The organism is Bacillus sp. CZDM1 (assembly GCF_055502545.1).
Genome location: NZ_JBUESO010000002.1, coordinates 52,257 through 66,997, shown reverse-complemented (window position 1 = coordinate 66,997; position 14,741 = coordinate 52,257). Strand labels below are relative to the sequence as shown.

Below are 14,741 nucleotides of genomic sequence, written 5' to 3'. Positions count from 1 at the left end.
TTTCTTCTATTTACAGGGGAAACAATTTGTATACTCGTTCGAAAAATATTCTGTATGTAATCATTTGTGACTCTATTAATCTTCTAGGAAACTGTCCAAACTATAAGCTTCCACTAAAATTTTAGGGGGGGGGAGGATAATCCCCCCCTAGAATAGTGATAAACATTTGTATACCGTTATTGAAATTTACTTACTTCTACATAGGCTTTCCAAATACCATTTACTATTTTTCCAGGTCCATTGCTGCCGCCAATTTTTATTATTGTGTCGCTCTCCCCAAGAGTAGTATTGGCATCAAATCCTCTAGCAGAAACAATAATTTCAGGCTTGAAATCTAAAGGTATGCTTATGCTGGCATCTTTCTGGAGGAAATGAATTTCACCTTCTAAATCGATTGAAATCTCAGTGTTATTTATGATTTCTACATTTTTTTCTATCAATTCATTTAAAATGTCACTACGATTAATGAAGTCGATATTTAATCCATTTGAAAGTTTACCAGACCTGGCAATTACGACAACTCTATTATTTTTGTCTGCTAAATAATTTGCCGCTTCTAAACCAGCACCTCTAGATCCGAGTATCAATACGTTCTTGTTTTCAATTTTATAGTTTTGCAATACATCTACTACACTCACAATAGGTATTTTGGCCTTTAATAATTGGGGATCTAGTTTTGGGACCATACCTGAAGCGTCAATGACATAATCAATCTCCATTTCAGGTAGATCCGCTTCATCCATTTGTTTATTTAAATAGGTTGTAATATTCGGTAATTGTTTAATTTGATGAATCAAGTATTCTTTAAACCATTTCCAATTTTCTTTACCGGGGGGAGCACTGGCAACATCTAATAAGCCCCCCAGTTGGTTTTCACGTTCATATAGCAGTACCTCAAATCCCCTTTTTGCAGCAAGAATGGCAGCGTACATTCCTGTTGCCCCTGCACCAATTACATGGACCTTTTTGCAGGGGTTTACCACCCGTTTCATTTCCGGTAAAGATAATTCACGGCCGGCTCTAGGGTTCACAGAGCAGCGAATACTTTGGTGCTGTCTAAGACGGTCCGTACAATAGCCGCATGTGGTACACCTGTTGATATCCTTATAATTTCTATTGCGAGCCTTTTGCGGCCATTTTGGGTCAGCAATCAAGGCCCGGCCTAATGCAATAAAGTCTACCTTTCCTGATGTTATCGTTTCATTTGCAAACTCTGGCTCTCTAATGACTCCGACACCAATTACGGGTACATGAACGTTTTCTTTTATTTCTTTTGCCAATTGAATCCGCCAGCCTTGTTTAGCAGACATCGGGTCAATATTTTTGTCATTTGATTCAAAGGTTCCAGTTGATACGTGTATGGCACTAACTCCATAACTTTCTAAAATCTTGGCAATTTCAATGGATTCTTGCAGTTTCAAACCGCCTTCTACAAATTCATCTGCACTGTATCTGACAATGACTGGGAAATCTCTATCTACTTTTACTTTAATTCCTTGGACGATTTCTTGGATGATTTTCGTACGGTTTATCGTATTTCCTCCATATTGATCCGTCCTTTTGTTGGTGTATGGTGACAGAAAGCTTCCTAGTAAATAACCATGTGCAGCATGTAGTTCTACACCATCATACCCAGCCAATTTTGCTCTTCTTGCCGCTTTCACAAATTTTGTAACTAAATCAGATACTTCTTCTGTTGTTAATTCTTTTGGTTCTGCCTTCATAACTTTACATGCAATAGGAGAAGGGGCTACTGGTTGAAAACCCGTTATTTTCGGATTGGTTTGCCTTCCAGCGTGGTGAAGCTGAAGGAACGCTTTACAATTATACTTTTGGATTTCTTCAACTAAATAGGTATGCCCTGGAATATAGCCGTCATGATCCATAACCAGCTGTGCTTCCGTCCCCTTCCCAATGGGAGAATCTACACAAGTAAATTCAACGATGATGGCTCCAACGCCGCCTTCTGCTCTTTCTTTATAGTATTGAATGACCCTATCGTTAACCTCTCCATTTAAGGATGGCATATTGGTTTCCATCGGTGCCATCATAATTCGATTCTTTATTTTTACTGGACCAATATAAAAGGGAGAAAATAGTCCTTGTGATATATTTACAAGAGTTGAGTTCACCAAATATCCACCTCATTAATTCCTATTAAATCCGTTCAATTATAGTGGCGGTTGCCATTCCTCCTCCACAGCACATAACCTGAAGTCCATATTTTTTATCCATATCCTCTAATTCATGTAGAAGTGTAGTCATAATCCTTGCCCCGCTTGCTCCTGTTGGATGTCCTAAAGCAATTGCTCCGCCTCGAGGATTAACCTTATGAATATCAGGATTGATTTCTTTAATCCAAGCTAAAGCAACGGATGCAAATGCTTCATTGCATTCAAATATATCAATATCCTCCACCGTTAAGCCGGCTTTCTTAATAATCCTTTTTGTTGCAGGTATCGGACCCGTTAACATCAATGTTGGATCAGATCCTATGACATCCCTCGCAATAATCCTAGCTCTTGGCTTTAACCCTAGTTCTAACGCTTTTTCCTTAGACATAATCATCACGGCTGCAGCACCATCACTAATTTGACTTGAATTTCCTGCCGTAATGTGTCCGTCATCAAAAAATGCTGGCTTTAGTGAACCGAGTTTTTCTAGTGTAGTGCTCGGTCTAATTCCTTCATCCTCCGTCACTAGGATTTTTTCTCCGTCTCTTTCCACTTCAATCGGGACAATTTCCCTTTTAAAATCTCCATTACTCCTTGCTTGATACGCTAGTTTATGACTTCTTAAGGAAAACTCATCAAGGTCAATTCGGGTTATATCCCATTTTTCAGCAATCCTTTCTGCAGATTCACCTTGTTGAATCATTTCATACTTTTCAATTAACTCTTTAGGGGCTTCAACGCGATCGGAGCCTAATGGATGCCGGGTCATATTTTCTACACCAGCAGCAATGACAATATCTTGATCACCAGCAATAATGGCTTGAGCTGCTTGGTTTATTGCCTGCTGGGAGGAGCCGCATTTTCTATTTAACGTGGTCGCCGACGTTTGAATATCGAGCCCGGCCATTAGCGAACAAATTCTTGCAATGTTATTTCCCTGTTCTTCATTTTGTGTAACACAACCCACGACTACATCATCAATTTCCTTCGGGTCAACACTTGTACGTTGTAAAATAGTTTTAAGAATTTCACTTAATAAATACTCGGATCTCGTCTCGGAGTAAACCCCTTTTCTCCTGCCAACAGGTAATCTTAATGCTTCAACAATAACTGCTTCTCTCATCAGTATCCCCCCTATTCCTTTGCCAAAAGAATGGCTTCACCTAAAATAACCGCTTCATTATGTTGGTTAGAGGCTTTAAGTTCCAGGGAGATTTCTTGATTCCCTTCGCTTATCACTTTTGCTTCACAAGTGATTGTATCCCCCAGCCTTACCATTGCCCGAAACCGAACTTTAAAATTTTTAACTTCTAGATCATCCCCGGCAATTTGCTCTAAATATTGACCTACAAAACCCATTGAAAGCATTCCATGAGCAATCACGCCATTTAATGGAGAATTATTAGCAAACTCTTCATCAATGTGAATTCTATTAAAATCTCCAGATGCTCCGGCATACTGGGCAAGTTGTACACGTGTGATAGGAATCTTTACTAATTTTGGTATTTCTCTATTTAGTAGTGTATTAGATTCTATTCCCATAGTTCATCATCCCCTTATTACCAGTGTCTGGCGTTCTTTAAATACTAATTGATCACCTTCGTCATAGCCTTTTTTATCTCTAACAATAAACGTTAATTTTCCGTTTCGACCAGTCTTTTCATACACATCTGACACTAGTTCAGTACATTTCAAACGTTCACCGGCATAAAAACGTCTAACATAAACATATTCCTGTTCTGCATGCAGCAATTTACTTTTATCTAGTTTTGTATACCATTCCTGTTCTATCTCACGAAAGGTCGTTGGAAAGGTTAGTGGCGCCAGAAGTGATGGATACCCCTTTGCTTTCGCAGCCTCTTCGTTATAATAAACAGGATTCTCATCGCCTATTGCACGGGCAAATTTACGGATCGCTCCTTTTTCAATCTCCTGATATACTGGCTCACTACTCTTGCCTATTAAGCTCTTATCTATCATCTTTCACACCTCACAATAATACTTTTTCTAGACTTTCATCTATAAAGCTGCCATTGATCATCCCCCGGCCTATGACCATATGTTGAATCTCTGTTGAACCTTCATAAATAGCGGCTGGCCGTACTTCACGGTAGATCAGTTCTAACGGGTTCCCTTTAATCATCCCATACCCGCCAAAAATCTGTTGACCTTCATAGGCAACCCGTTGCGCCACTTGACTTGCATAAAGCTTAGCGATGGCTGCTTCCTTTGTCACCCGATTTCCTAAATCTTTACGATGTGCAGCATAGTAAACTAAATTTTTGGCCGCTTGTATTTCCGTGTACATATCTGCTAATTTAAATTGAATTGCCTGAAACTGGGTTATTGGACCACCAAACGCATGCCGCTGCCTGGCGTATTCTGTTGCATGTTCTAAAGCCGCTTCAGCAAACCCTACTAATTGAGCACCAACTGATGAACGGAACATATCCAAGCTTTGCATCGCGTATTTAAACCCGCGGCCTTCTTCGCCTAATAGACTTTCTTTTGGAACTCGGCAATTATGAAATGTAAGTTCCCCTATAGGATGAGGGGCAATCATGCTAAGTCTTTGAGTGACCTCAAGCCCAAAATTATCTGCCTCCACAATAAAAGTGGAAATCCCTTTTGATCCAGGTGCATCACTCGTACGGGCAAAAACAACATAAACTCCTGCATCCCCAGCATTAGATATAAATATTTTTTTCCCATTGATTACCCATTCGTCACCATCAAGTACTGCTGTTGTTTGTAAACTTACGGCATCAGAACCGGCATTTGGTTCTGTCAATGCAAAGGCAAATACCTCCTCACCGGATGTCATTTTTCCTAAGTAATGCTTTTTTTGTTCCTCAGTTCCTGCAAGCAATATAGGGTAACTTCCAAGACAGGTAACGGAATAAGTGGATTCAGCTAATGGACATTGTCTCGCAAGCTCTTCTCTTGTAATGCAAAGCATCGTCGCATTTGCTTCATCTGCTCCATTTAAACCGCCATATTCGACGGGAATATGCATACGATAGAAATCGTTTTTTGCCAGTGCCTGAACCATATCAAAGGAAAGGACATCCTGTTCTCCGAATTTTTCCTGAATCGGAATTAATTCTTTCTCTGAAACTTCTTTAATTTTTTTAATTAGCGCCTGCTGTTTTTCATTAAATCGAAAATCCATAATTTACCTCCATTTGATTAACCCCGATATTGTTAATGACATATTTGGCGATGTCGATCCGCTGCATCTCAGAAGTATGGCCAAAGATTTCTGTCAGACGCTGTGAACGATATAATTTTGATACAATCGAATCTTCCAACAATCCATGGGTTCCAAAGATCTGAACGGCATGGTTAACCGCTTTATTGGCAACTTCTGTTGAATATACCTTTGCCATCGACGCCTCCGTCCCCATTTCTTCGTTTCGGTCAAGCTTTTGTGCAGCAAGATAAAGTAACGATTTTCCCGCATTGATCCCTACCGTGATTTCAGCTATCTTAAATTGAATCGCTTGATAATCACCTATGGATTGCCCAAATTGCTCCCGGCTTCTGGCTCGTTCTAATGATTCCTTTAATGCAGATTCTGAAATGCCAATAGCTAAAGAAGCAATTGAAAGTTTGGCAATAGAGTTTGCCGGATTTAAAGCTTCAAAACTACTATCCAAATAAACAAGTAAAGATGAAGAGGGAAGGGTTACCTGGTTGAAGATCACTTTTGATAGTTTAAGTCCCCTCAGTCCCATTTTCTTTTGTTCCTGAATAACTACACCATTTGCATTTTTGGGAACTTTGAAAATGGAAAATAACTGACCGGGTATTTTTGCCAGTACTAAGAATTGTTCCGCCAATTCCGTATTAGTTACGAACCATTTTTCACCCTCTAAGATCCAGGTGTCCCTCGTCTTAACCGCTTCAGTTTGAATTCTTGTTAAATCAGATCCAGCTTTCTCTTCAACAAAAGCGGAAGCGTAAAATTTCTCATCAAATTGTTCTGCTAAGATCGCTTTACTAAAGATTAAATCCGGAAATAAACTGGCAAAAGATGGTGATACTTTCGCTAATTCATTCAAAATCGTCACCTTTGTTACCCAATTCGATTCCATATTTAATAAAATATCCCACACTCCAGAATCCTTTAATGCTTTAATATCTCCGTCTCTTATTTCTCCATTGTCCTCAAATTGATTCACATTTTTTACTACGTATTTTTTTATAAAGTCAATGGTTTGTTCTCTCAACTTTATTTGATGCTCGTTTAATTCGTAGCTCATTTTATCCCGCCTCATTTCTTTTCTTTTTTGTACCCTACTAATTTTTAACTGACCAATTTTGATAATCTTCCTTTAAATGATTCTTTAGGACCTTTCCAGAAGGGTTTCTTGGCAACTCCTTTAGAAACTGAACATACTTTGGTACTTTGTAATCTGCTAGATATTTCCCAATAAAATTGCGGACATCCTGTTCTTCCAGTGTATGTCCTTCTTTCAGGACGAGGGCTGCTAACACTACTTCTCCAAAAACTTTGTCTGGTATGCCTACAACAGCTGCTTCTAAAACACTTGGATGATTAAACAGGACATTTTCAATTTCTGCCGTATAGATATTCTCGCCACCGCGATTAATCATACTTTTCTTGCGATCAAGCAGAAAAAAGTATCCTTCGTCGTCCACATAGCCAATATCTCCTGATTTCCAGTACCCATTATCCACAAATTCTTTATTAGTTGCCTCAGGGTTATTCCAATATTCAGGAATAACGGTCGGACCTTTTATGCATAACTCACCGATTTGTTTTGGCCCCAGTTCTACACCTTCGTCATTCACAATTTTCCAATCAATAATTTTTGTCAGCATTCCCACTGAATCAGGTTTTGTTATGGCTGACTTTGGCTTCGAAAACGTACAAGACCCCGTGCATTCCGTTGCACCATAATTATTGATAAAATTCATATTGGGATAAAGACTCATCAATTGCTGAATGGTGCTGACTGCCATAGGTGCCCCGCCAGTTACAGCTAATCTTAAATTACTTAAGTCATACCGGTCCCTTTCAGGGTAGTTTAAGAGGAAAACAAATATCGTCGGCACTGTATTAATGTAAGTAATTTTTTCTTGATCGAGCAGTTCCAGGAAATTTTTAGTTTTATAGGTGTACATCAATACCGATGTTCCTCCGACGGAAACCATATGACTAAATCCTGCAATCAAACCAGACACATGAAATAAAGGGATATTAATTAAGGTGCGGTCTCTTTCATCCGTTTCTAGGTTCAAACTAAAATTGACTACATTCTGGGTGATACCCAGGTGTGTTCCTAGTGCACCTTTTGGTAATCCTGTAGTTCCGGATGTATACATAATGAATAACGGGTCGGTTCTTTTTACTTCAGTCATTTGTGCGGGCTGGTTTTCCTCTAATAAACAATCAAATGACAGCCAGAAGTTCCTTTTCTTTTGCGGAAGCCCTCCGGAAACGAATACTTTAACGTTGAGATTCGCTAATTTAAGGGATTCCTCTGCAGTTTCTAGGAGGGCATCCTCTACAATCAATACATTTGTTCCTGAATTCTTCAACATAAACTGTAATTCTGAGGGGCGTAGTCGGGTGTTAAGCGGTACCACGATTCCTCCAAGGTAGGAAGCAGCAAATACACTAATACAGAATTCGATAGTGTTATTTGACAAAATGGCAAGACGGTCGCCCTTTTTGAATTGGTAGCGATGTTGTAAATTCGCAGCCATTTTCAAAACCAACACATAAAATTCACGGTACGTGATCCTTTTTTCTTCATAAACGAGTATTTCTCGCTCTGGGAACCTATCCACGGAATTTTTTAATACTTCATTCAGGTTTTGGCATGCATTTTGATAGACTATTAAATCTCGTTCGTATATCGTTTCATTTTGAGTAAGCGCTTTACCTGACATTGAAACTACACCTCCTAAACTAGAATACTATGTCACTATCATTTACTTTTTTCTTACTTCCCAATAAAGTTCGGTTTTCTTTTCTCTTTAAAGGCTTGAACTGCTTCCAAATGGTCCTCTGTTTGTTGGAGAATAGCTTGAGCATAATTTTCATATTGGATCGTTGATCTTAAATCCTGGTTTTGAGACTTTTCCATAATCGACTTCACAAAGACCATTGTTTGAATGGGACCATTAGCTAATTCTTCTGCAAAACTTATCGCTTCGTTAAGTGCTTCTCCCTCTTCTACAACCCGATTTACAATTCCATATTGAACGGCATCCTCCGCCGATAACACTGTCCCTGAAAAGATCCATTCCTTTGCTTTCCATGGACCGACTATTTTCGGTAAAAAGTGTAACAGTCCGCAATCTGGAATGAGCCCAACCTTAGAAAAACTTAAACCAAATTTTGAATTATTCTGTGCGATGATAATATCTGCAGCCAGAGCTAAGCTAAATCCTGCGCCCATTGCATATCCATTTACTGCTGCTATCACAGGCTTTTGTAACTCTGAAATCCTCATGATGATCTTAGTCGTGTTTGTAATTTTTTCTACAGACTCAATGGTTGTCCTCTTCCCCATCCCTCTTACATCACCACCTGCAGAAAATGCTTTTCCTGTTCCAGTGATGACAACAATTTTCACCTCAGGGTCCGCTTCAACTAAATCAATCCATTCCATTAATTGGTTCTTTATGTTATGGGAAAGAGCATTGAGGGATTCGGGTTCATTTAAAGTAATAATTGCTATTCCATCGTTACATTCATATTTCACACTTCGAGTATCTTCCAAATAGACCACTTTCCTTTCTTCCACATCTAAACCTTCAATGTAGCAGCCCTTAAATCTTTCCTAAAAATCGGATGGGCGATTGAAATAAGTTCATCGAATCTTTCATTAAGGGATTTTCCGAAAAGGTGTGCAACACCATACTCAGTCACGACATAATCGATATCCGTTTTTAGGGATGTTACATAGGCAACTTTATTTGTTATTCTTGATATGGAATTATTTTTTGCTGTTGATGGCAAGGCAATGATGGATTTGCCACCAAGAGATGCCTGAGAGCCTTTAATAAAATCCATTTGCCCTCCCACGCCAGCGATTGGATAGGAACTATATTTTTCGGCGTTAATTTGTCCGGTTATATCCACCTCTAAAGCTGAATTGATAGAATAAAAGTTATCAATTTTTGATATAGTACTAATGTGATGAGTATAATCTACAGGGTGTAGTTCTATTAAAGGATTATTATGAACAAAGTCGTATAACTTTTTTGTGCCAGCAATATTGGTTGCGATAATTTTTCCTTTATTCAAGTTCTTGTATTTGTTCGTTATTACACCTTTTTCAATTAATTTGATGATTCCATCGGTAAAGGTGCCGGTATGAATACCTAAGTCTTTTTTGTTCTCCATATTCAGCAGTACACTTTCAGAAATGTTACCGATTCCTATTTGAAAGGTAGATTTATTTGGAATAATCTCCGCGACATTTTCTCCTATTTTCCGTTCTACTTCTGTAAGTGGTTTAAGCGGCATTTCAAGCAGTGGTCTTGATGTCAAAACAAAAGCATCAATCTCATTTACATGGATGGTTGTATCCCCAAATGTCCAAGGTACATTGCTGTTTACTTCTGCAATAATGTTTTTTCCGTATTGAATGGCTGTCTTGATATAATCTACAGAAATTCCAAGGCAGCAAAACCCTTTTTCATTCGGCGGTGATATTTGAATCAGAACAGTATCATTTTCTTTTTGCTTGATCCATTCTGGAATTTTAGACATATTCATCGGGATATAATCACATTCACCATGTTTGAAAGCAGTTTGCAATAATGGTGATGACAAGAAAGTTCTGATCTTAAAATACGGTAAGCATTCTCTTTTTGCGAAAATACACTGACTCCCTTGTACCATTGTGTAAATAGTAGCGTTTTGTATCCGATGTCTCTGTTCCACTAATTGTTCCACTAATGTTTGCGGCTCGTTACTAAGAGGTGCAATTAATATCGATTGGTTGGATTGAATCGTACTAATAGCTTGTTCTGCTGTCACTTTTCTAGATTCGTAATATCTCTCCCACATCTTGAATTTCATCACCCCCCTGAAATTAGACTAAATCTGTTTATGGTTTTGAAATGTGGTCTACTTTTACCCGCTCGTAATATAGCCTGCTTAATTTATTGATGAAGGGAATAACTTTTTTTCTTGGAAGATTTTAAACCACTTATTTATCATCCATTCCGTGTCAATTACTTCATAAAACCCAGCCTGACGAAGTTTAATCGTTGACACTAGGAGTGGATGGTGCAATTGATTAAGGTATCGATCGGCAAATTGAAACGATTTCCCGACAAATTCTGTTAAGTTTGGAGCATTGAGATTGTATTTAGCACGGATTTGATCCCATTCGGCTGCCCTTTTCGGCATTTCCTCAGCCAATGAAATGGGAACGGTTTCCCCAGGTTCCATACCAAGTGCCTCTGCAATCGCAGGCCAAAGGTTTTTCATCACCATTACATCTCCATTGGTTATGTTAAAGGTTTCATTGTTAGCTGTTTCTGTTTTCCCTGCCCATTCGATTGCGTTTGCTAGTAAATCAGCGTCAACAGCCTCCATTAGAGATGTTTCCTGTCCTGGATAGTACAATGGTTTTCCTTCCTCTTTAAGAAGGGCTCCATAGACACCAAGAGCAGGGATTAGATTCATCGCACTGCCAATGGACTCTCCGAAGATAATTTGCGGTCGAAAAATGGTCCAATTCCAATTCTTACCTCGGTGCTTTTTCTTAATATAATCCTCTTGTACCCAATAAAAATTTGGGATATCACGTGCATCAGACTTTCCTTCACGTGCAGGCACCTTTATGGGGCGGACATGTCCCCCATATGCTTTTGTTCCCTGTAATAAAGTAACATGTGTTAATGTATCTGCAGTCGCCCTCTCCAATGGTTCAAAAAAGTTAGATAGCATCTTTTCATTTATTAGAATTTGATCCTGCTCCAGCCATCCTGTGGTTAGATTCTGTTTTTCATAAAGAGCAGCATAAACAATATGAGTGATATCAGTCATTTTTCCGAATACTTCAGCGCATTCCTTTTCATTTGTTAAGTCCACAGAAACAAACTTTGCACCATAACAATTTGCAGGTCTTCTGCGGGATACTGCTATCACACTCATATTTTGATGGTTGGCAAAGTGCTTCATAACAGCATTTCCGACAAGCCCTGAGGCACCAACTACTAAAACCTTTTTAGGATTATCCATTTATTCCTCCTTAGCAGAAGATGCATAAGATTAAACCTCTACATGAAGCAATCGGTATAAGGACATTTATAAGAACTTTTATTTAGTGATAATTCTTACTATTCAAACCTTTGGAACATTTCGACATTTTTAGTCGGATTACCTGTTAAAACAAAAAGAATAGGATTATTTTACTACATTTTGTATGGATAACGATGATGTAATCAATGGCCATAAGTTATAAGATCCATTTGCCAATACTTCCTCACCCACTAGTTCAGCCCATTCACTTTCCGTTCCGTACTCATCTTGCCACGACCAAAGTCTCCTTGTACTGAGATGAAGCGGATGTTCGTCTGTAAAGCCCATGGCCCCATGAACCTGATGAGCAATTTTAGTCACAATTGTAACTGCTTCGCCAACTTGAATTTTAGCCATTGCCAATTCATTTTTTAATCTTCCATTGCAAAATGCCTCCACAGCGGCACCAGAAGCTGTACTTGATGCGACTACTTCACCAGCCATAACTGCTAATTGTTGTTTAATAGCTTGGAATTTTCCAATCGGTCTGCCAAACTGTATTCTTTCATTCACATATGCAAGGGATAATTCTAATACTTTTTCTAGCGCTCCTGCCATAAGGACGATTCGTGTTAGGGTACTAATGTTCCAATAGTCCTCTTCTTTTACCTTTGGGTTGATTGTTACGTTTTCGTTTGGAATAAAGATGTGATCTAAAATCACTTCGTCCCTTGGTTCACCTGCGAGATTTTCACCTTTATTGATTTGACAATTTTCAAGCAGGGTCGACGAAACAATCGATTTTCCATCCTCTGTTTTACCAAAAAGGACAATTTCCTTAACACTGCGTGCCCAAGGTATAACTCTTACTTTCCCAAAAACAACAAATCCTTCAGGTGTTTGAGTGAAATTTAATGAATCTTCTTTTCGAACTGGAGCAACCGTGACCGGATCATTAAATACGGACTTCCCTGAAGAACTCATTAGCCAATTGGCAATAAATGTTTCACCTAATGGAATGGGAGCGGAATATTTGCCTGCGATTTTTAATAGACTTAGGAAATCACCAACATCTCCTCCTACCCCGCCTGCATTCTCAGGAATTCCTGCTAAGGTCATCCCTGTTTCACTCAATACATCCCATAATTCCAAAGGCCAGATCTCTCTTTCTGCTTCCATTACTAACTCTTTTGTACAGAGGTCTTTAAAAACTTTATTAGCCGTTTCAACTATCATTTTTCGAATATCGCTCATTAAACTCCCAACCCCTTTGCAATGACGCTTCGTAAGATTTCAGTTGTGCCGCCGCGAAGTGTAAATCCAGGTGCATGTAAAATCGACTGCGCTAATAATACCTCAAGCCTGATTTTCGACTTTACGGAAGGCCGAATTGAAACTAGATCTCTCGTAACTTCAATGACTTCCTTTTCAAATTCTGTCCCTAAATCTTTTACTAACGCCGCTTCAATATCTGGTGACTTTCCTTCCTCTAGTAAACTGGCAACTCCCAATGACATCTGTCGTAAGGTCCAAAGCCTTGCAACTAATCGACCAATTTTATTTTTGGCATGGAGGTTAGGACTATTTTCAATCGTGAGCAGCAATTCTTGAAGTAACGGGTAGGTACTCAGAATCCGTTCTGGTCCGCTTCGTTCGTATGCTAACTCGGCCATACTTTGTTTCCATCCGTCACCTAAATTACCCACAAGCATATCTTCTGAAATTTCAACATCCTCGAATATGACTTCATTAAAATGATGTTCACCCGTCATTAAATGAATCGGACGGATGGTCACCCCAGGCAAAGAAATGTCTACGATCATTTGACTTAATCCTGAATGTTTTTTCCCTTCTTCAAGCGGTGATGTCCTAAGTAATACAACCATAAAATGGGCATGATGTGCACCACTTGACCAAATCTTGCTTCCATTAATCACCCACTTATCTCCAACTTTTTTTGCTCTTGTAGAAATGGATGCTAAATCTGACCCTGAGTTTGGCTCACTTAAACCAATCGCAAAAAACAATTCACCTTTGGCCATTTTTGGAAGGAAAGCCATGCGCTGTTGTTCAGTTCCATATTTTAATAGAAGCGGTCCTGTTTGACGGTCCGCAAACCAATGAGCTGAAACCGGTGCCCCAGCAGCTAAAAGTTCTTCTGTAAGAACAAAGCGCTCCAACGAAGAACGCTCATGTCCGCCATACTTTTTCGGCCAAGTCATTCCTAACCAGCCTTTATCTCCTAATTTCTTACTGAATTCTGCAGAATAACTCCCTAGCCAGGAATCACAACGAGGCTGAAAAGTACCTGCTAACAATTCCTCCTCCAGGAATTCTCGAACCTCAAATCTAAGTTTCTCAGCATCTTGTGGTAGCTTCACTGCTGGTAAATTAAGGATTTTCAATTTTACTTAACTCCCTTCTATTAAAGATGAATCATCTTTATTCGAAATTTGGTTTTCTTTTTTCAATAATTGCATTTAGACCCTCATGATAATCAGCGTGCTCCGTAACAAGTGCCATAAAGGTAGAAACACTGTCAAGTGATGTTCTTAAATCTGTTTTTAATCCTTGTTGAACCGTCCTTTTAATAAGACGAATGGCTTGCTGAGGTCCTCTTGCAAATTTCTCCGCCAACGTATAAGCTTCCACTAAAAATTGTTCATGTGGATACACATGTGTTACAAGGCCGATATTTTTTGCTTCTTCAGCACCTATAATTTTTCCCGTCCACAGCATTTCAAGCGCTTTATCCAATCCAATAATTCTTGGCAGGAAGTATCCGCCGCCATCTCCCGGAACAAGCCCTAATTTTACATAGCCTTCGCCGAATCGTGCTATATCAGATGTAATTCGAATGTCACATTGTAAAGTCATATCTAATCCTGCACCAATAGCATCTCCATTGATGGCAGCAATAGTTGGTTTATCAATTTCTTCCATTAATAACGGAATTCTCTGCACATACTTCCACAAGCTATTTTTTCGATTTAGTCCTGTAGAAGAAAGATCTATATCCTTATGACCCTCCTTATTTAAAAAACCCTCGTTATTTTTTAATGCCTTAATATCTCCGCCAGCACAAAAGGCTTTTCCATTTCCAGTTAACACCAACACCCTGATTTGATCATTGTCCCGAACTTCTGTGAGTGCCCTGATCCACTTTTCAATCATTTCCACACTAAATGCATTTAATGAATCAGGGCGGTTTAGTGTAATGGTTGCTATACCATCATTTACTTCAAAAATTAAATCCTTCATAATCATCACACTCCAAATTTAAATTTATTTTTATAAAATAAATAACTATCTTATATAATTCAGAAGTTACT

General features: G+C 38.9%; 13 protein-coding genes. All 13 read right to left on the bottom strand.

The window, feature by feature from the left end:
- Window positions 1–176 precede the first annotated feature (176 nt).
- The 13 genes from ACY3XC_RS04840 to ACY3XC_RS04780 all read right to left on the bottom strand — a co-directional run bounded on the left by ACY3XC_RS04840 (window position 177) and on the right by ACY3XC_RS04780 (window position 14,670).
- Window positions 177–2,132 carry an oxidoreductase gene (locus ACY3XC_RS04840; protein WP_464867517.1) on the bottom strand — a complete coding sequence of 652 codons (1,956 nt, stop codon included), beginning with the start codon at window positions 2,130–2,132 and terminating at the stop codon, window positions 177–179.
- A gap of 25 nt (window positions 2,133–2,157) precedes the next feature.
- The gene (locus ACY3XC_RS04835; RefSeq protein WP_464867516.1) at window positions 2,158–3,297 is read right to left on the bottom strand and encodes a thiolase family protein; all 1,140 of its coding nucleotides are present in this window, start codon (window positions 3,295–3,297) and stop codon (window positions 2,158–2,160) included.
- A gap of 11 nt (window positions 3,298–3,308) precedes the next feature.
- Window positions 3,309–3,716, bottom strand: coding sequence for a MaoC/PaaZ C-terminal domain-containing protein (locus ACY3XC_RS04830; protein WP_464867515.1), 408 nt, complete (start codon window positions 3,714–3,716; stop codon window positions 3,309–3,311).
- A 6-nt stretch (window positions 3,717–3,722) separates the two neighbouring features.
- On the bottom strand, window positions 3,723–4,154 hold the full coding sequence (locus tag ACY3XC_RS04825; protein ID WP_464867514.1) for a MaoC family dehydratase N-terminal domain-containing protein: 432 nt from the start codon (window positions 4,152–4,154) through the stop codon (window positions 3,723–3,725).
- Between the two features lie 10 nt (window positions 4,155–4,164).
- Window positions 4,165–5,346: an acyl-CoA dehydrogenase family protein gene (locus ACY3XC_RS04820; protein WP_464867513.1), complete on the bottom strand. Its 1,182-nt coding sequence runs from the start codon at window positions 5,344–5,346 to the stop codon at window positions 4,165–4,167.
- A complete protein-coding gene (locus tag ACY3XC_RS04815) occupies window positions 5,330–6,439 on the bottom strand; it encodes an acyl-CoA dehydrogenase family protein (protein ID WP_464867512.1) in 1,110 nt (369 codons plus the stop codon). Before ACY3XC_RS04815 ends, ACY3XC_RS04820 begins: the two co-directional genes overlap by 17 nt.
- Before the next feature lie 37 nt (window positions 6,440–6,476).
- Window positions 6,477–8,096: a class I adenylate-forming enzyme family protein gene (locus tag ACY3XC_RS04810; protein WP_464867511.1), complete on the bottom strand. Its 1,620-nt coding sequence runs from the start codon at window positions 8,094–8,096 to the stop codon at window positions 6,477–6,479.
- Between the two features lie 53 nt (window positions 8,097–8,149).
- Window positions 8,150–8,956, bottom strand: a complete 807-nt coding sequence (locus ACY3XC_RS04805; protein WP_464867510.1) for an enoyl-CoA hydratase/isomerase family protein — start codon at window positions 8,954–8,956, stop codon at window positions 8,150–8,152.
- Window positions 8,957–8,958: 2 nt separating this feature from the next.
- Entirely contained in the window at window positions 8,959–10,239 is a 1,281-nt protein-coding gene (locus tag ACY3XC_RS04800; RefSeq protein ID WP_464867509.1) for an acetyl-CoA hydrolase/transferase family protein, read from the bottom strand.
- Window positions 10,240–10,317: 78 nt separating this feature from the next.
- Window positions 10,318–11,409, bottom strand: a complete 1,092-nt coding sequence (locus ACY3XC_RS04795) for an SDR family oxidoreductase (RefSeq protein WP_464867508.1) — start codon at window positions 11,407–11,409, stop codon at window positions 10,318–10,320.
- 165 nt (window positions 11,410–11,574) lie between these two features.
- Window positions 11,575–12,663 carry an acyl-CoA dehydrogenase family protein gene (locus tag ACY3XC_RS04790; RefSeq protein WP_464867507.1) on the bottom strand — a complete coding sequence of 363 codons (1,089 nt, stop codon included), beginning with the start codon at window positions 12,661–12,663 and terminating at the stop codon, window positions 11,575–11,577.
- Window positions 12,663–13,814 (bottom strand): acyl-CoA dehydrogenase family protein, encoded by a 1,152-nt coding sequence (locus ACY3XC_RS04785; RefSeq protein ID WP_464867506.1) that lies wholly within the window; start codon window positions 13,812–13,814, stop codon window positions 12,663–12,665. Before ACY3XC_RS04785 ends, ACY3XC_RS04790 begins: the two co-directional genes overlap by 1 nt.
- A 37-nt stretch (window positions 13,815–13,851) precedes the next feature.
- Complete coding sequence (locus ACY3XC_RS04780) at window positions 13,852–14,670, bottom strand: enoyl-CoA hydratase/isomerase family protein (protein ID WP_464867505.1); 819 nt, start codon at window positions 14,668–14,670, stop codon at window positions 13,852–13,854.
- Between the last annotated feature and the right edge of the window lie 71 nt (window positions 14,671–14,741).